Here is a 17715-nt window from a genome sequence, read left to right on the forward strand (position 1 = left end):
CACACGACTGGCAAGGATCAAGCTGGCCCATGAACCCTTCCAACCTGCCTTCCACCCGTTGGCTCGATGCCCCGGCTCACACCGCCTGGCGCATGGCCGAAGGGCAGCGCCTGCTGACCTTCGCCAAGGCCGCGAAACTGCCCGAGGGTTTTGGCAATCTGGATGCCAAGGGGCAGCTTGCCCCCGGTGCCCGCGCCGAAACCCTGAATACCGCCCGTATGACCCATTGCTTCGCCCTGGCCCACCTGCAGGGCGTGCCTGGCTATCTGGCCTATGCCGAACACGGTGTGGCCGCCTTGCGCGGTGCGCTGCAGGATGCCACCTACGGCGGCTGGTTCGCTCACCCTGGTGGCCATGAGGACAGTGGCAAGGCGGCTTACTTGCACGCCTTCGTCGCCCTGGCCGCCAGCTCGGCGGTGATGGCCGGCGCTGAAGAGGCACCCGCCCTGCTGGCAGATGCGGTGCAGGTGCTCGAAGCGCAGTTCTGGAGCGAAGAGGAGGGCGCTTTGCGGGAAGCTTTCTCCCGCACCTGGCAGTTGCCCGAGCAATACCGTGGCGCCAACAGCAACATGCATGCGGTCGAGGCCTTCCTGGCCCTGGCAGACGTTACGGGCGACAGCCTGTGGCTGCAACGCGCCTTGCGTATCGCCGAGCGCATCATCCGTACCCATGCCGCCGCCAACGGCTACCGGGTCATCGAGCATTTCGACGCCCTCTGGCAGCCATTGCCGCACTACAACCAGGCGCACCCGGCAGACCACTTCCGGCCTTATGGCTCCACGCCCGGGCATGCCCTGGAGTGGGCGCGGTTGCTGCTGCACCTGGAGGCCAGCCTGGAACGGGCGGGGCTGCACGCACCCGGCTGGCTGCCAGGTGGCGCCCGCGCATTGTTCGACGCTGCCTGCCAGCAGGCCTGGCACGTCGATGGCGCGCCCGGTTTCGTCTACACCCTGGACTGGGCCGATCGCCCGGTGGTGCGCGCACGCCTGCACTGGGTGCATGCCGAAGCCTGCGCCGCAGCCGCGGCACTGTTGCAGCGGACCGGCGAGGCGCACTACGAGCACTGGTATCGCCGTTGCTGGGACTTCATCGCCAGCCATTTCATTGACCACGCCGCTGGCAGTTGGCACCACGAACTCGATGCGCACAACCAGCCGGCCGCGACCATCTGGCCAGGCAAGCCAGACCTCTACCATGCCTACCAGGCGCTGCTGCTGCCGGGCTTGCCACTGGCACCCAGCCTGGCCAGCAGCCTGGCCGGCAATGTAACCAAACGATGACATTCACGCATCGCTTCGTTACCTGGCGAGGCGAGCACGCTGTTTAGACTTCATGCAACGCAAGCGATCGACTTGCACGGCATAACAACAAGAAAGGTGCTTCGATGAATTCCACGCTCCGTCTCGCTGCCGCAATCTCACTGGCCTCCTTGTTCCCGCTGAGTGCCTTGGCTGCCGATGCCAAAGGCAGTGTCGAGGTGGTGCACTGGTGGACCTCCGGTGGTGAAAAAGCGGCGGTCGATGTGCTCAAGGCCCAGGTCGAAAAGGATGGTTTCACCTGGAAGGACGGCGCTGTCGCCGGTGGTGGCGGTGCCACCGCCATGACCGTGCTCAAGAGCCGCGCGGTGGCCGGTAACCCGCCGGGTGTTGCACAGATCAAGGGCCCGGACATCCAGGACTGGGCGGCCACCGGGCTGCTCGACACCGAGGTGCTCAAGGATGTGGCCAAGGAAGAAAAGTGGGACTCCCTGCTCGACAAGAAAGTGGCAGACACCGTGAAGTACGACGGTGACTATGTCGCCGTGCCGGTGAATATCCACCGCATCAACTGGCTGTGGATCAACCCCGACGTCTTCAGGAAGGCCGGCATCGACAAGGCGCCAGCCACCCTCGACGAATTTTACGCCGCTGCCGACAAGCTCAAGGCCGCCGGTTTCATTCCGCTCGCCCATGGCGGCCAGCCGTGGCAGGACAGCACCGTGTTCGAAAGCGTGGTGCTGGCGGTGATGGGGGCCGATGGCTACAAGAAGGCGCTGGTCGACCTCGACAGCACGGCCCTGACCGGCCCGCAGATGGTCAAGGCGCTGACCGAACTGAAAAAGGTTGCCACCTACATGGACCCGGATGGCAAAGGCCAGGACTGGAACCTGGAAGCGGCCAAGGTCATCAACGGCAAGGCCGGCATGCAGATCATGGGCGACTGGGCCAAGAGCGAATGGACCCTGGCGAAGAAAACCGCCGGCAAGGACTACCAGTGCGTGCCATTCCCCGGCACCGACAAGGCCTTCCTGTACAACATCGACTCACTGGTGGTGTTCAAGCAGAACGACGCCGGCACCTCTGCCGGCCAGCAGGATATTGCCCGCAAGGTGCTGGGCGAGGACTTCCAAAAGGTCTTCAGCAGCAACAAGGGCTCGATCCCGGTGCGCAACGACATGCTGGCCGACATGGGCAAGCATGGCTTTGACGCCTGTGCGCAGACCTCCGCCAAGGACTTCCTGGCTGATGCCAAAAATGGCGGCCTGCAGCCAAGCATGGCGCACAACATGGCCACCACGCTGGCCGTGCAGGGCGCGTTCTTCGATGTGGTGACCAACTACATCAACGACCCCAAGGCCGACCCGGCCGATGCGGCGAAGAAGCTGGCGGCAGCGGTCAAGGCTGCCCAATAAACGCACTCGATCCCGTTGTAGGAGCGGCCTTGTGTCGCGATGGGCTGCGCAGCAGCCCCATAACCTGCGCACTCGATCTTAGGTAGGTAATCGACCTTGAGTCCTTTGGGGCTGCTGCGCAGCCCATCGCGACACAAGGCCGCTCCTACAGGGGAGTGCGGCGCCTTTGAGGTGAACCATGACCACTACAACCGCCCAACTGCGGGCATCACCCCTGGACGCGCTACAGCGCTGGCTGCCCAAGCTGGTGCTGGCCCCAAGCATGTTCATCGTCCTGGTGGGCTTCTACGGCTACATCCTCTGGACCTTTGTCCTGTCCTTCACCACGTCGACCTTCCTGCCGACCTACAAGTGGGCCGGCCTGGCCCAGTACGCCCGGCTGTTCGACAACGACCGCTGGTGGGTGGCGAGCAAGAACCTGCTGCTGTTCGGCGGCCTGTTCATCGCCATCAGCTTGGTCATCGGCGTGTTGCTGGCGGTCCTGCTGGACCAGCGGATCCGCCGCGAAGGCTTCATCCGCACCATCTACCTGTACCCCATGGCGCTGTCGATGATCGTCACCGGCACTGCCTGGAAGTGGCTGCTCAACCCGGGCATGGGCCTGGACAAGCTGCTGCGAGACTGGGGCTGGGAAGGTTTCCGCCTGGACTGGCTGATCGACCCGGACCGGGTGGTGTACTGCCTGGTGATTGCCGCGGTATGGCAGGCATCGGGCTTCATCATGGCGATGTTCCTCGCCGGCCTGCGCGGTGTCGACCCGTCGATTATCCGTGCCGCGCAGATCGACGGCGCCAGCCTGCCGCGCATCTACTGGCGTGTGGTGCTGCCCAGCCTGCGCCCGGTGTTCTTCAGCTCGCTGATGATTCTCGCGCACATTGCCATCAAGAGCTTCGACCTGGTGGCGGCAATGACCGCCGGCGGCCCGGGCTATTCGTCCGACCTGCCAGCGATGTTCATGTATTCGTTCACCTTCAGCCGCGGGCAGATGGGCATGGGCTCGGCCAGCGCCATCCTCATGCTCGGGGCGATCCTGGCGATCCTCGTGCCTTACCTGTACTCGGAGCTGCGGAGCAAACGCCATGCATAGCCCTGTCGACAAACCGGTGCTGAGCCTCAGCCGCATCGCCATTCACGCGGTGCTGTTGCTGGCCGTGTTGCTGTACCTGGTGCCGCTGGTGGTGATGCTGCTGACCAGCTTCAAGACCCCGGACGATATCAGCACCGGCAACCTGCTGAGCTGGCCGGCGGTCATTACCGGCATCGGCTGGGTAAAGGCCTGGAGCACGGTCAGCGGATACTTCTGGAACTCGATCATGATCACCGTGCCAGCGGTGCTGATCTCCACCGCCATCGGCGCGCTGAACGGCTATGTGCTGTCGATGTGGCGCTTCCGTGGTTCGCAGCTGTTCTTCGGCCTGCTGCTGTTCGGCTGCTTCCTGCCGTTCCAGACCGTGCTGCTGCCGGCCTCGTTCACCCTCGGCAAGCTCGGCCTGGCCAGCACCACCAGCGGCCTGGTGCTGGTGCACGTGGTCTATGGCCTGGCCTTTACCACGCTGTTCTTCCGCAACTTCTACGTGAGCGTCCCCGATGCGCTGGTCAAGGCTGCGCGGCTGGATGGCGCCGGGTTCTTCACCATCTTCCGCCGCATCATCCTGCCGATGTCCACGCCGATCATCATGGTCTGCCTGATCTGGCAGTTCACCCAGATCTGGAACGACTTCCTGTTTGGCGTGGTGTTCTCCAGCGGCGACTCGCAACCGATCACCGTGGCCTTGAACAACCTGGTCAACACCAGTACCGGGGCCAAGGAATACAACGTCGACATGGCGGCGGCGATGATTGCCGGCCTGCCAACCCTGCTGGTCTACGTGGTGGCAGGCAAATATTTCGTCCGCGGCCTGACGGCTGGCGCGGTAAAGGGGTAAGTCATGGCAACGCTCGAACTTCGCAATGTGAACAAGACCTACGGCAGCGGCTTGCCGGACACCCTCAAGGACATCCAGCTGTCGATCAAGGACGGTGAGTTCCTGATCCTGGTCGGCCCGTCGGGCTGCGGCAAGTCGACCTTGATGAACTGCATTGCCGGCCTGGAGCAGATCACCGGCGGGGCGATCCTCATCGACCAGCAGGATGTCAGTGGCATGAGCCCCAAGGATCGTGACATCGCCATGGTGTTCCAGTCCTACGCGCTGTACCCGACCATGAGCGTGCGCGAGAACATCGAGTTCGGCCTGAAGATCCGCAAGCTGCCCCAGGCTGCCATCGACGAGGAGGTGGCGCGGGTGGCCAAGCTGCTGCAGATCGAGCACCTGCTGGCGCGCAAGCCGGCGCAGCTGTCCGGCGGCCAGCAACAGCGCGTGGCCATGGGCCGGGCGCTGGCGCGGCGGCCGAAGATCTACCTGTTCGATGAACCGCTGTCCAACCTCGATGCCAAGCTGCGCGTCGAGATGCGCACCGAAATGAAGCTGATGCACCAGCGCCTGAAGACCACCACCGTGTACGTCACCCATGACCAGATCGAGGCCATGACCCTGGGCGACAAGGTGGCGGTGATGAAGGACGGCATCATCCAGCAGTTCGGCACCCCGCAACAGATCTACAACGACCCGGCCAACCAGTTTGTCGCCAGCTTCATCGGTTCGCCGCCGATGAACTTCATCCCGGTACGCCTGACCAAACAGGATGGCCGCCTGCTGGCGCTGCTCGACAGCGGCCAGGCGCGCTGCGAACTGCCCCTGGGGCTGGCTGCCGACGAACTCGAGGGGCGCGAGATCATTCTGGGCATCCGCCCCGAGCAGATCGCGCTGGGCACCGGGGAGGGCAATGGCTTGCCGGGCATCCGCGCCGAGGTGCAGGTGACCGAGCCTACCGGGCCGGACCTGCTGGTGTTCGTCACCCTCAACCAGACCAAGGTTTGCTGCCGCCTGGCGCCGGATGTGACGTGCCAGGTAGGTGACAACCTGAACCTCCAGTTCGACCCGGCCCGGGTGCTGCTGTTCGACGCCGACAGCGGCGAGCGCCTGCACCTGGCCACCACTGCCGCAACCATGAAGGACAACGTGGCGCACTTCAAAGGCCGATAACTCGTCTACACCATCAATAAGAAAAAAGAGGACGCAAAGGGATGGAACAGCGCAAACGCATCAGGACATTGGGCTCGCTGGCCTTGCTCGCTCCGCTGGCGATGGCCGCCGGCAGCGGCGCGCAGGCTGCCGAGGCCTTTTCCAGCGAATCGAAGTGGATGACCGGCGACTGGGGCGGTACCCGCACCGAGCTGCTGGAAAAGGGCTATGACTTCACCCTCGATTATGTCGGTGAGGTTGCCGGCAACCTGCACGGTGGTTACAACGACGACAAGACCGCGCGCTACAGCGACCAGTTCGCCCTTGGCGCGCACCTGGATTTGCAGAAAATCTTCGGCTGGCACGATGCCGAGTTCAAGCTGGCAATCACCGAGCGCAGCGGCCGCAACCTGTCCAACGACCGCATCAGCGACCCGCGCGCCGGGCAGTTCAGCTCGGTGCAGGAAGTGTGGGGCCGCGGCCAGACCTGGCGCCTGACCCAGATGTGGGTCAAGCAGAAGTACTTCGACGGTGCGCTGGACGTTAAATTCGGCCGCTTCGGCGAGGGCGAGGACTTCAACAGCTTCCCCTGCGACTTCCAGAACCTGGCCTTCTGCGGCTCGCAGGTGGGCAACTGGGTCGGCGGTATCTGGTACAACTGGCCAGTCAGCCAGTGGGCGCTGCGGGTGAAATACAACATCACTCCGGAATTCTTCGTCCAGGTCGGTGCCTTCGAGCAGAACCCTTCCAACCTGGAAACCGGCAACGGCTTCAAACTCAGTGGCAGCGGCACCAAAGGCGCGATCCTGCCAGTGGAAGCAGTGTGGTCACCCAAGGTCAACGGCCTGCCGGGCGAGTACCGCCTGGGTTACTACTACAGCACGGCCAAGGCCGACGATGTCTTCGATGACGTCAACGGCAACCCGCAGGCCCTGACCGGCGAGGCCTTCAAGTCGCATTCCAGCAAGCATGGCTGGTGGGTAGTGGCGCAGCAGCAGGTCACCGCTCATGGCGGCGACGTCAACCGTGGGCTGAGCCTGTTCGCCAACTTCACCGTACACGACAAGGCCACCAACGTGGTCGATAACTACCAGCAGGTTGGCCTGGTCTACAAAGGCGCTTTCGACGCCCGGCCCAAGGACGATATCGGCTTCGGCGTGGCGCGCATTCATGTGAATGACGACGTGAAGAAACGCGCCGAACTGCTCAACGCCCAGAGCGGCATCAGCGATTACGACAACCCCGGCTTCGTGCCGCTGCAACGCACCGAGTACAACGCCGAGCTCTACTACGGCTTCCATGTGACCAACTGGCTGACCGTGCGGCCCAACCTGCAGTACATCAAGAGCCCCGGCGGGGTGGATGAGGTGGACAACGCGCTGGTCGCGGGTTTGAAGATTCAGTCGTCATTCTGAGGGCAATTGTTGTAAATTTACGCCAATCATTTTCGACCCTATCTCGATATTCGGCACCCACTGCCCTGCAGTGGGTGTCGGGAATAGGCCGAGACAGCGCTATCTCAAACAACAAGAGCTCTGAACCATGCCTGAACATCCGCTCCATCGCTTCTTTGCCTCGCAACGGCCCCGGCCGACATTCGAGTGGGAGCGTTACCAGCAGCGCGATGTGTTGATCATCGACCACCCACGTTGCCAGGCGGTGTTCAGCCGCCAGGGCGCGCAGCTTTTGCATTTCCAGCCGGCCGGCGAACGGCCCTGGCTGTGGTGTGCCGAGCAGTGGCCGCAGGTCGGGGCGATCCGTGGTGGTGTGCCGGTGTGCTGGCCGTGGTATGGCCGCCACCCCAGCGAAGACCTGTGGCCGGCCCATGGCTGGGCCCGCTTGCTGGACTGGAAGCTGGTGGATAGCCGCGAGGATGAAGACGGCGTAACCCTGAAGTGGCGACTGGACCTGTGCGACTGGCAGGTCGACCTGCATGCCCGGTTGGGCAGCCGCATGGAACTGAGCCTGAGCACCGAGCACCAGGACAGCGAACCCTGCCAGCTGAGCCATGCTCTGCTGGCCTACTGGCGTATTAGTGACGTGTCCGAGATAGCGCTGTCCGGGCTCGAGGATATCGAAGGCTACGACCGCCTGAACCGCCAGGCCTGCCGAGAGGATGGCGCGCTGAAGCTAAAGGGCGGCTGCCAGAAGGTCTACCCCGGCACGCCGCGGGTGCAACTGCAGGACCCGGCCTGGCAGCGTGAGCTGTGCATCGATACCGGCGACAGTGACGACACCGTGGTCTGGCACCCGGGCAACCGTCCGCTGATGGGCGTGAGCGGCCGCGAATGCCAGCGTTTCGTCTGCGTCGAGGCCGCCAGCGGCAGTGGCGAGGGCCTGAGCCTGGCGCCGGGGCAGCGTGCCCACCTGCGCCTGCAGGCACACCGGCTCAGCTGAGCTCGTCGTCCTCGATCGGGTAGCGGCTGGCGTTGAGGCTTTCCTTGATCTTGCGCAGGTGCGGCTGGAAGTCCACGCCGCGGCGCAGGGTCATGCCGGTGGCCAGTACATCGAGCACGGTCAGCTGGATGATCCGCGAGGTCATCGGCATGTAGATGTCGGTGTCTTCCGGCAGCGGAATGTGCAAGCTCAGGCTGCAGGCATTGGCCAGCGGCGAACCGGCGGCGGTCAGGCCCAGCACCGAGGCGCCGTTTTCCCGGGCCAGGCGGGCCACCTCGACCAGTTCGCGGGTGCGACCGGTGTAGGAGATGATCACGAACAGGTCGCCGGTGTGCGCCACCGAGGCCAGCATGCGCTGCATCAGCACGTCGGCGTGGGCCGATACTGCCAGGTTGAAGCGGAAGAACTTGTGCTGGGCGTCCAGCGCCACCGGCGCCGAGGCGCCCAGGCCGAAGAAGTGGATCTGCCGGGCCTGGATCATCATGTCCACGGCACGGCTGACCTGCTGCGGGTCGAGCTGCTGGCAGGCGCCGTCGAGCGATGCAATGGCGCTGGCAAAGATCTTCTGGGTATAGGCTGCCGGGTCATCGTCGGCTTCCACCGCGCGGCTGACGTAGGCGGCGCCGCTGGCCAGGCTCTGCGCCAGTTGCAGCTTGAGCTCGGGATAACCGCTGACGCCGAACGAGCGGCAGAAGCGGTTGACGGTCGGTTCGCTGACCTTGGCCGCCTGGGCCAGCGCAGCGATGCTGAAACGGGTGGCTTGTTGCGGGTTGAGCAGGATGACTTCGGCGACTTTGCGTTCGGCCTTGTTCAGCTCGTCGAGGCGGCCCTGGATCTGTTCCAGGAGGTTTCGCACGCGGTCCATGGGTGTGTCCTTGGGTCGGGAAGACAGCCGGCTGTGGGAGCAGCAGGCTTTTTGCACGGTCGTCTATCGTACTGTCGGCGCGGTTGACGTACCACTTGTCTGTAACACCTACGTGTAATGTTGTGGTTTTTACTACATTATCCCTTGAAAACCGTATGTGAAAGCGGTATTCCTAGACCAACTTTAGGAAAGAACCAACATCATGGCTGCGATCAGTGTCGAACCTTGCACCTTTGCCCTGTTTGGCGCCCTCGGCGACCTGGCATTGCGCAAGCTGTTTCCTGCGCTTTACCAGTTGGACCGGGCCAACCTGTTGCACCCGGACACCCGCCTGCTGGCGCTGGCCCGTGAGGCCGGTAGCGCGCAGGGCCACCTGGACAGCATCGAAGCGCACCTGCGTCGGCATGTGCCCGAGGCCGATATCGAGCCAGCCGCGCTGGGCCGTTTCCTTGCCAGGCTGAGCTACCAGCACCTGGACTTCCTCCAGCCCGAGGGCTACCAGGCCCTGGCCGAGCAGTTGCCGGGCGAGCTGCCGCTGATCGCCTACTTCGCCACCGCTGCGGCGGTGTACGGGGCCATCTGCGAAAACCTCGACAAGGCCGGGCTGGCCGCACGCACCCGAGTGGTGCTGGAAAAGCCCATTGGCCACGACCTGGAGTCGTCGCGGCGGGTCAACGATGCCGTGGCGCGGTTCTTCCCCGAGAGCCGGGTTTACCGCATCGACCACTACCTGGGCAAGGAAACGGTGCAAAACCTGATCGCCCTGCGTTTCGCCAACAGCCTGTTCGAAACCCAGTGGAACCAGAATTCCATCTCCCATGTGGAGATCACCGTCGCCGAGAAGGTCGGTATCGAAGGCCGCTGGGGCTACTTCGACAAGGCCGGCCAGCTGCGCGACATGATCCAGAACCACCTGCTCCAGCTGCTGTGCCTGATCGCCATGGATCCGCCCAGCGAACTGTCCGCTGATGCCATCCGTGACGAGAAGGTCAAGGTCCTCAAGGCGCTGGCACCGATCACCGGTGAAGGGCTGAGCACCCGCGTGGTGCGCGGCCAGTACATCGCCGGCTATAGCGATGGCAAGCCGGTGCCCGGTTATCTCGAAGAAGACAACGCCAACGCCCAGAGCGACACCGAAACCTTCGTCGCACTGCGTGCCGACATTCGCAACTGGCGCTGGTCGGGGGTGCCGTTCTACCTGCGTACCGGCAAGCGCATGCCGCAGAAGCTGTCGCAGATCGTCATCCATTTCAAGGAAACGCCGCACTACATCTTCGCCCCGGAACAGCGTTTGCAGATCGGTAACAAGCTGATCATCCGCCTGCAACCGGACGAAGGCATTTCTTTACGGGTGATGACCAAGGAGCAGGGCCTGGACAAAGGCATGCAACTGCGTAGCGGCCCCTTGCAGCTGAATTTTTCCGACACCTGGCGCAGCGCAAGGATTCCGGATGCCTACGAGCGGCTGTTGCTCGAAGTGATGCGCGGTAACCAGAACCTGTTCGTGCGCAAGGACGAAATCGAATATGCCTGGAAATGGTGCGACCAGCTGATTGCCGGCTGGCGTAACGCGGGTGATGCGCCCAAGCCATATGCGGCAGGTTCCTGGGGGCCGATGAGCTCTATTGCACTGATCACGCGCGATGGGAGGGCGTGGTATGGGGATATCTGAACTGAAACTGCCCGGCTCGGTGAACGTGCTCGAGCTGGCCAGCGCCAAGGCCCTGGCCGTGCGCCAGGCGCATGACGTGGCTACGCACCTGCGTGAGGCGATCGCCAGCAAGGGCCAGGCCTGCGTGGTGCTGTCGGGCGGTCGCAGCCCGGTACCGTTCCTCGAACAGCTGGCCAGCGAAGACCTCGACTGGGCCAGGGTCACCGTCAGCCTGGCCGATGAGCGTTGGGTGCCGGTGGAGCACGCCGACAGCAATGCCGGCCTGCTGGCCCGCCACCTGTTCAAGGGCGCCGCGGCCAAGGCCCGTTTCGTTGGCTTGTACCAGCAGGCGGAGAACCTCGACGCCGCTGCCGTAAAAGCCGACCAGGCGCTGGCCGAGCTGCCGCCGATCGATGTGCTGGTGCTGGGCATGGGTGACGATGGCCATACCGCCTCGCTGTTCCCCGCCAGCCCCAACCTGGACGCCGCCCTCGACCTGGCCAACCCACGCCGTTGCCTGCCCTTGCTGGCACCGAGCGTACCGCACCAGCGCCTGTCGATGACTCGCTCGCTGCTGGCCAGTGCCGCTTTCACCGCGCTGTCCGTACAAGGGCAGGGCAAACTCGCTACCCTGCGCGCCGCGCTGGCTGGCACCGACCTTTCCGAAATGCCGATTCGCGCTTTTCTTCACGCCCCCCTGGACATCTACTGGTGCCCATGAGCCAAGGATCCACAGTCATGACCACCCTTGAACGCCCACAGCCCAAGCTCTCGATGGCCGACAAAGCCGCACGGATCGACGCCATTTGCAAAGAGGCGCGCATCCTGCCGGTGATCACCATCGCCCGTGAGGAAGACATCCTGCCGCTGGCTGACGCCCTGGCCGCCGGCGGTATCCGTACCCTGGAAGTGACCTTGCGCTCGCAGCACGGCCTGAAGGCCATCCAGGTGTTGCGCGAGCAGCGCCCGGAACTTTGCGTCGGTGCTGGCACCGTACTCGATCGCGACATGTTCGCGGCGGTTGAAGCGGCGGGTGCGCAATTCGTCGTTACCCCAGGCATTACCCAGGACATTCTCGAAGCCGGTGTGGACAGCGAAATCCCGCTGCTGCCAGGCATCAGCACGCCGTCTGAAATCATGATGGGCTACGCCCTTGGGTACCGTCGCTTCAAGCTGTTCCCGGCGGAAATCAGCGGCGGCGTGGCGGCGATCAAGGCTTTTGGCGGCCCATTCGGCGATATTCGTTTCTGCCCTACGGGCGGCGTGAACCCGGCCAACGTGCGCAATTACATGGCGCTGCCTAATGTGATGTGCGTGGGGGGCACCTGGATGCTCGACAGCAGCTGGATCAAGAATGGCGACTGGGCGCGGATCGAAGCCTGCAGTGCGGAGGCGATGGCGCTGCTGGACGCCAACTGAATTTGTTGTGTGCTTTACGGCTTATGGGGCGCTTGGTCGGCGCCCCTTTTTTTGCCTGCAGTTTTTGCATTGCCTGTGCGGGCCCTTTCGCGGGCTCGCCCGCTCCCACAGGATTGCGCCGCTCTCGGGAGTTGTGCAGTACCTGTGGGAGCGGGCAAGCCCGCGAAGAGGCCGGCACAGGCCAACAAAAAAAGCCCGCATCAGACGATGCGGGCTTTCTCATTCATCGCATACGGCTCAGGCCGCCTTGGCTTCCTGCTGGCTCAGCGAGCGGTTCAGTGCGCTGAACAGTGCCTTGAAGCTGGCCGTGGTGATGTTTTCATCGATGCCTACGCCGTGTACCGGGCGGCCACCGGCCACGCGCAGTTCGATGTAAGCCGCAGCCTTGGCATTGGTACCGGCGCCAATCGCATGCTCGTTGTAGTCCATGATCTCCACGGCAATCGGCAGGCCGACCACCAGCGCTTCCAGTGCGCCGTTGCCCTTGCCGCGCCAGTGCAGGGTGGTTTCGCCTTCACCGGCAACTTCCACTTCCACGGCGCTGTGGCCGTTCTCTTCCTGCAGGCGGTGGCTGACCAGCGCGTACGGAGCGTTGGCCTGCAGGTACTCCTTGTGCAGCAGGCTGTAGATCTGCTGGGCGGTCATTTCCAGGCCCAGGCGGTCGGTTTCACCCTGTACCACCTGGCTGAATTCGATCTGCATGCGGCGTGGCAGGCTGATGCCGTATTCCTGCTCGAGCAGGTAGGTGATGCCGCCTTTGCCCGACTGGCTGTTGACGCGGATCACCGCCTCGTAGCTGCGGCCAATGTCGGCCGGGTCGATCGGCAAGTAAGGAACTTCCCACAGCTCGCCTTCCTGCTGCTTGGCGAAGCCCTTGCGGATGGCGTCCTGGTGCGAGCCGGAGAACGCGGTGTGGACCAGGTCGCCCACATAAGGATGACGTGGGTGCACCGGCAACTGGTTGCACTCCTCGACCACCTTGCGCACGCCGTCGATGTCGGAGAAGTCCAGCAGCGGGTCGATGCCCTGGGTGTAGAGGTTCAATGCCAGGGTCACCAGGTCGACGTTACCGGTACGCTCGCCGTTGCCGAACAGGCAGCCTTCGGCGCGATCGGCACCGGCCATCAGGCCCAGCTCGGTAGCGGCGATGCCGGTGCCACGGTCGTTGTGGCAGTGCAGGCTGATGATCACGCTGTCGCGACGGCTGACGTTGCGGCAGAACCACTCGATCTGGTCGGCGTAGATGTTCGGCGTGGACACTTCCACGGTAGCCGGCAGGTTGAGGATGATCTTGTGCTCAGGCGTCGGGTTCCACACCTCGATGACCGCGTCGCAGACTTCCTTGGCGAACTCCATCTCGGTGGCGCTGAAGGTTTCTGGCGAGTACTGGAAGGTCCACTGGGTTTCCGGCTGCTGGGCGGCGTACTTGACGAACAGTTTGGCCGCGTTCACCGCGATGTCCTTCACGCCTTGCTTGTCCTGGTTGAAGACGATGCGGCGGAACGACGGGCTGGTGGCGTTGTACAGGTGGACGATGGCCTTCTTCGCCCCGCGCAGCGACTCGAAGGTGCGGGCGATGAGGTCTTCACGGGCCTGGGTGAGCACCTGGATGGTGGTGTCGTCCGGGATGTGGCCGTCTTCGATCAGCATGCGCACGAAGTCGAAATCGGTCTGCGAAGCGGACGGGAACGAGGCTTCGATTTCTTTCACGCCAACCTGCACCAGGGTCTTCCAGAAACGCAGCTTCTTCTCCGAATCCATTGGCTCGATCAGCGACTGGTTGCCATCACGCAGGTCGGAGCTGCACCAGATTGGCGCGGCGGTGATGGTCTTCGACGGCCAGGTACGGTCAGGCAGGTCGATGGTCGGGAAAGCGCGGTACTTCTTCGAAGGGTCTTTGAGCATGGTCATGGAAGCAATCCTTTTGTGTGCGGCCGAGATCGGGCCTGCCGAGCGATAACGAGATGGAAAGGCGAGGCGACGCGATTCAGCCTGGTAGTCGGGCGCTGACCAGGCAGAGGCTGCGATGTTGTCGGAGCAGGATGAGGGTGCTGAAGGTTTTCATGCCTTCAACCCTAACCAGTGGGGTGGGGGATGGCAAGCGTTCGGGAAAAATTGAGAGAAATGCTTAAAAAAAGCTATTAGGCGAGATTTTATAGCTTCATTGAGCTGAGTGCTTGTCTATTTTTGCGTGGTATTTTTCGATGGCGCAACACGGTTGAACTGATGTCGACTGTGTTGGCCTCTTCGCGGGCGCGCCCGCTCCCACAGGTACAATGCAGCCTCAAGACGCAGCGCAATACCTGTGGGAGCGGGCGTGCCCGCGAAGCAGGCACCGCGGTCTCAGGGCTGGAACGCCCCAATGAAAATCGCCGGATCCACCCGCGCATCGTTCAGGCTGACGTTCCAGTGCATGTGCGGCCCGGTAGCCCGCCCGGTCGAGCCCACACGCCCGACCACCTCGCCCCGGCGCAGCTGCTGCCCGACCTGCACATCGATCTTCGACATATGGCAGAACATGCTGATAAAGCCTTGCCCATGGTCGACGAACACCGTGCGGCCATTGAAGAAGTAATCCCCCACCAGCATCACCTTGCCATTGGCCGGGGTTTTGATCGGTGTACCGGCCGGCACCGCGAAGTCCAGCCCGGCATGCGGGTTGCGCTCTTCACCATTGAAGAAGCGGCGCACGCCGAACTTGCTCGACAGCGGGCCGTTGACCGGCTTGTCGAGGATCAGGTTGCTCGGCAGGGTCGGGCTGAAGCTGCGGTAAGCCTTTATCTGCTCGGCCAGCTCGCGGTCGATGCGCTTGAGGTCGGCAGGGTTCGGGTTGACCTGGCGGGTGTTCTTCAGGGTGATGCGCTGCTCGGGGTACTTCTTGCTGCCGACCGTGAAGGGCAGGGTGCGGCCGCCCTGGTTCAGCACGGCGGTGCCGGGCTTCTGGGTCAGCGGGATGCCGACGATGGCCAGCCAGTTGTCCTGTTCCTTCACCACCAGTACCGGTTTGCCGTCGAAGCGGGCGCTGGGCGCACTGGCGGCGGGGCCGAGGTCGACCACCGCCACGCCGCCAGGTACCGGCTTGTTCAGCGTGCGGGTGATGTAGCTGGCCTGGGCGCCGCCAGCCAGCAGCAGGAGCGAAAGGGCAAGCAGGGGCGCGAGCAGGCGGGGCATGTGTCAGTCCAGAAGTGAGAGGGTGACCGGGGTCAGGTGGTTGTCTTCGACCCGCACCAACAGCTCGCCTTCGTTCAGGCGGGCGGTCAGGCGTTGGCCATTGTGGGTCTGTTCGGCGCTGCGGATGGCCTGGCCCCGTTCATCCAGCAGGATGCCTGTAGCCGCGGGCGAGGGTGGCCAGCGGGCTGACCACCTGCAGCGTTTGCAACTGGGCCTGGAAGCGCTGGCGGCGGTCCTTGAGCACTTCGCGCATGGCCCGTGGCAGGCGCTCGGCGAGGCTGTCCAGGCGTTGGCCCAGCAGTTTCAGGGTGCGCCCCGGGTGCTGCGCGGCGAGGCGGGTGTCCAGGCGTGCCAGCAGCTGATGGCGCTGGTTGAGGTTGAGCATGAAGGCACGGCGCAGGCGCATGTCCAGGTCGTCCAGGCGCTGGGCCTGCTGGCGCAGGCGCTCGCCCGGGTGGCGCAGGCGCCGGGTCAGCGACTCCAGGCGCAGGCGGTCGTGGGTCAGGCGGTTCTGCATGCGCAGCAGCAGGCGCCGTTGCAGGCCATCCAGGCGTTGCTGCAGGCCACTGTTGTCGGGGGCCAGCAGCTCGGCCGCGGCAGAGGGCGTGGGCGCTCGCACATCGGCGACGAAGTCGCTGATCGAGACATCGGTCTCATGGCCCACGGCACTGACAATCGGCGTGACACAGGCGGCCACGGCCCGCGCCACGGCTTCTTCGTTGAAGCACCACAGGTCTTCCAGCGAGCCGCCGCCCCGGGCCAGGATCAGTGCATCGAACCCGAGGCTGTCGGCCAGGCGGATGGCGCGCACGATTTGGGCAATGGCTTCGCGGCCCTGCACTGCGGTGGGGATCAGGTTCAGTTCCACCTGCGGGGCACGGCGACCGAACACACTGATGATGTCGCGGATCACCGCGCCGGTAGGCGAGGTGATGATGCCGATGCGCTGCGGGTGGGCCGGCAGCGGCTGCTTGCGTTCGGCGCTGAACAGCCCCTCGGCACCGAGCTTTTCCTTCAGGGCTTCGAAAGCCAGGCGAAGGGCACCATCGCCGGCCGGCTCGACGGTATCGAGAATCAGCTGGTAGTCGCCACGCCCCTCGAACAGCGAAACCTTGCCCCGTACCCGTACCGCCAGGCCGTCGCGCAGGGCCTGGCGCACCCGCGTGGCGTTCTGCCGGAACAGCGCGCAGCGCACCTGGGCGCCGCTGTCCTTGAGGGTGAAATACATATGGCCCGACGCAGGGCGGGCGAGGTTGGAAATCTCGCCTTCCACCCACACGCTGCGGAACACGTCTTCCAGCAGCACCCGGGCGCGGCCGTTGAGTTGGCTGACGGTAAGGACCTCGCGGTCCAGGCCGAGTCGTTCGAAGGGGTCTCTGATCATGGCGGGCATCATAAAGGACATCGGCCCCGGTTGTCTGTCCTGGCCCTGTCGCCGGCAAGCCAGCTCCCATAGGTAGCGCGCTGGTCTGGAGCCTCACGCTATCCCTGTGGGAGCTGGCTTGCCGGCGATGAGGCCCTTCAGGTCTGCATCGCTGCCACGAACTGATGCACCATCTGCCCCGCATCCCGGCGACAGGCCAGCGCCACGGTACTCTCACAGCCCCCCTCCAGCGCCACGAAGCTGACCGAAGCCGGCGCAATCTCACCCATGCACGCCGGCAACAACGCCACCCCGAACCCTGCCTGAATCAGTTGCAACTGCGTGGTCTTGCGCGACAGCACCTGCGCTGCCCGCGGAAAAAAGCCTGCCTCCATGCACAACGAGGCCGACAGGTAACTCAGCCCGCCACGATCCCGGTGCGGAATGGAAATAAAGCGCTCCTCGCGCAACTGCTCAAGCTTCACCTGTGCCGCACTAGCCAATGGATGCCCAGCAGCAACCGCCAGCAGCAGTGGCTCGCTGAACAGCTCATGCAGCACCACGCCCTCATGCTGGCGTAGCACCGGCAAACGCAGCAGGCCGATATCCAGGCGTCCGTCAGCAATATCCTCCAGTTGCGCCTCTGACGACTGTTGGGCAATTTCCAGTGAAACCTTTGGGTTGTCGCGCAAGTAGCCGCCCAGGCGAGCCAGCAGCGGGCCGGTCAGCGGCACGGTACTGGAGTGGTTCAGGCGCAGGCTGCCCCGCAACCCCTCACCAATATCGCGGGTCAGCCGCTCCGCCTGCGCCAGGTCGGCCAGCAAGCGCCGCGCCCGTTCCAGAAAGGCCTGGCCCGCCAGTGTCAGGTGCGGAAGGCGCGCGGTGCGTTCGAACAGCGGCGTGCCCAGTTGCTGTTCCAGCTCCTTGATCTGCCGGCTCAGCGCCGACTGGGCGATGTACAGCCGCTCGGCGGCACCGCTGAAGCTGCCGCATTCGGCGATTTCCACGAAGTAACGCAACTGGCGGATCGACGTCATGTCATGCCTTTTCGAGATGGTTGTGGCGAAAAAGGCATATTAGTCGGCATGGCTCATGGCTGGCTAACCTTTGCCTGTC

General features: G+C 64.0%; 14 protein-coding genes and 1 pseudogene. 10 read left to right on the forward strand and 5 right to left on the reverse strand.

The genetic code is table 11. From position 1 onward, the window contains the following. The first annotated feature begins 29 nt into the window (after positions 1-29). The 7 genes from QIY50_15900 to QIY50_15930 all read left to right on the forward strand — a co-directional run bounded on the left by QIY50_15900 (position 30) and on the right by QIY50_15930 (position 8130). Positions 30-1280, forward strand: coding sequence for an AGE family epimerase/isomerase (locus tag QIY50_15900; GenBank protein ID WGV18916.1), 1251 nt, complete (start codon positions 30-32; stop codon positions 1278-1280). 104 nt (positions 1281-1384) lie between these two features. Beyond that, a complete protein-coding gene (locus tag QIY50_15905) occupies positions 1385-2671 on the forward strand; it encodes an ABC transporter substrate-binding protein (GenBank protein ID WGV18917.1) in 1287 nt (428 codons plus the stop codon). A gap of 178 nt (positions 2672-2849) precedes the next feature. Further along, on the forward strand, positions 2850-3758 hold the full coding sequence (locus tag QIY50_15910) for a sugar ABC transporter permease (protein ID WGV18918.1): 909 nt from the start codon (positions 2850-2852) through the stop codon (positions 3756-3758). After that, the gene (locus tag QIY50_15915; protein WGV18919.1) at positions 3751-4596 is read left to right on the forward strand and encodes a carbohydrate ABC transporter permease; all 846 of its coding nucleotides are present in this window, start codon (positions 3751-3753) and stop codon (positions 4594-4596) included. Before QIY50_15910 ends, QIY50_15915 begins: the two co-directional genes overlap by 8 nt. Before the next feature lie 3 nt (positions 4597-4599). After that, complete coding sequence (ugpC, locus tag QIY50_15920; GenBank protein WGV18920.1) at positions 4600-5754, forward strand: sn-glycerol-3-phosphate ABC transporter ATP-binding protein UgpC; 1155 nt, start codon at positions 4600-4602, stop codon at positions 5752-5754. 101 nt (positions 5755-5855) lie between these two features. Further along, positions 5856-7148: a carbohydrate porin gene (locus QIY50_15925; protein WGV23067.1), complete on the forward strand. Its 1293-nt coding sequence runs from the start codon at positions 5856-5858 to the stop codon at positions 7146-7148. Between the two features lie 127 nt (positions 7149-7275). Then, complete coding sequence (locus tag QIY50_15930) at positions 7276-8130, forward strand: D-hexose-6-phosphate mutarotase (protein WGV18921.1); 855 nt, start codon at positions 7276-7278, stop codon at positions 8128-8130. Here the strand turns inward: QIY50_15930 and hexR are convergent. Next, positions 8123-8986 carry a DNA-binding transcriptional regulator HexR gene (gene hexR / locus QIY50_15935; protein WGV23068.1) on the reverse strand — a complete coding sequence of 288 codons (864 nt, stop codon included), beginning with the start codon at positions 8984-8986 and terminating at the stop codon, positions 8123-8125. The two genes, QIY50_15930 and hexR, sit on opposite strands and share 8 nt — an antisense overlap. Positions 8987-9197: 211 nt before the next feature. On the opposite strand from hexR, the gene zwf reads away from it, so the two are divergent. Genes zwf through QIY50_15950 form a run of 3 tightly spaced genes read left to right on the forward strand, consistent with a single transcriptional unit; the run spans position 9198 to position 12065 of the window. Continuing rightward, a complete protein-coding gene (gene zwf, locus QIY50_15940; protein ID WGV18922.1) occupies positions 9198-10667 on the forward strand; it encodes a glucose-6-phosphate dehydrogenase in 1470 nt (489 codons plus the stop codon). Next, entirely contained in the window at positions 10654-11367 is a 714-nt protein-coding gene (gene pgl / locus QIY50_15945) for a 6-phosphogluconolactonase (GenBank protein ID WGV18923.1), read from the forward strand. The genes zwf and pgl overlap by 14 nt, the downstream gene beginning before the upstream one ends. A gap of 17 nt (positions 11368-11384) precedes the next feature. Beyond that, positions 11385-12065 (forward strand): bifunctional 4-hydroxy-2-oxoglutarate aldolase/2-dehydro-3-deoxy-phosphogluconate aldolase, encoded by a 681-nt coding sequence (locus QIY50_15950; protein ID WGV18924.1) that lies wholly within the window; start codon positions 11385-11387, stop codon positions 12063-12065. A 237-nt stretch (positions 12066-12302) separates the two neighbouring features. On the opposite strand, the gene leuA is transcribed toward QIY50_15950, so the two are convergent. The 4 genes and pseudogenes from leuA to QIY50_15970 form a co-directional block, all read right to left on the reverse strand. After that, the gene (gene leuA, locus QIY50_15955; protein WGV18925.1) at positions 12303-13976 is read right to left on the reverse strand and encodes a 2-isopropylmalate synthase; all 1674 of its coding nucleotides are present in this window, start codon (positions 13974-13976) and stop codon (positions 12303-12305) included. Between the two features lie 432 nt (positions 13977-14408). Further along, complete coding sequence (locus QIY50_15960; protein ID WGV18926.1) at positions 14409-15236, reverse strand: peptidoglycan DD-metalloendopeptidase family protein; 828 nt, start codon at positions 15234-15236, stop codon at positions 14409-14411. Between the two features lie 3 nt (positions 15237-15239). Then, positions 15240-16620: pseudogene (gene xseA, locus QIY50_15965) on the reverse strand (exodeoxyribonuclease VII large subunit). Positions 16621-16757: 137 nt separating this feature from the next. After that, positions 16758-17636, reverse strand: coding sequence for a LysR substrate-binding domain-containing protein (locus QIY50_15970; protein WGV18927.1), 879 nt, complete (start codon positions 17634-17636; stop codon positions 16758-16760). Positions 17637-17715 lie beyond the last annotated feature (79 nt).

The sequence above is a fragment of the Pseudomonas putida genome, from assembly GCA_029953615.1.
GTDB lineage: Bacteria > Pseudomonadota > Gammaproteobacteria > Pseudomonadales > Pseudomonadaceae > Aquipseudomonas.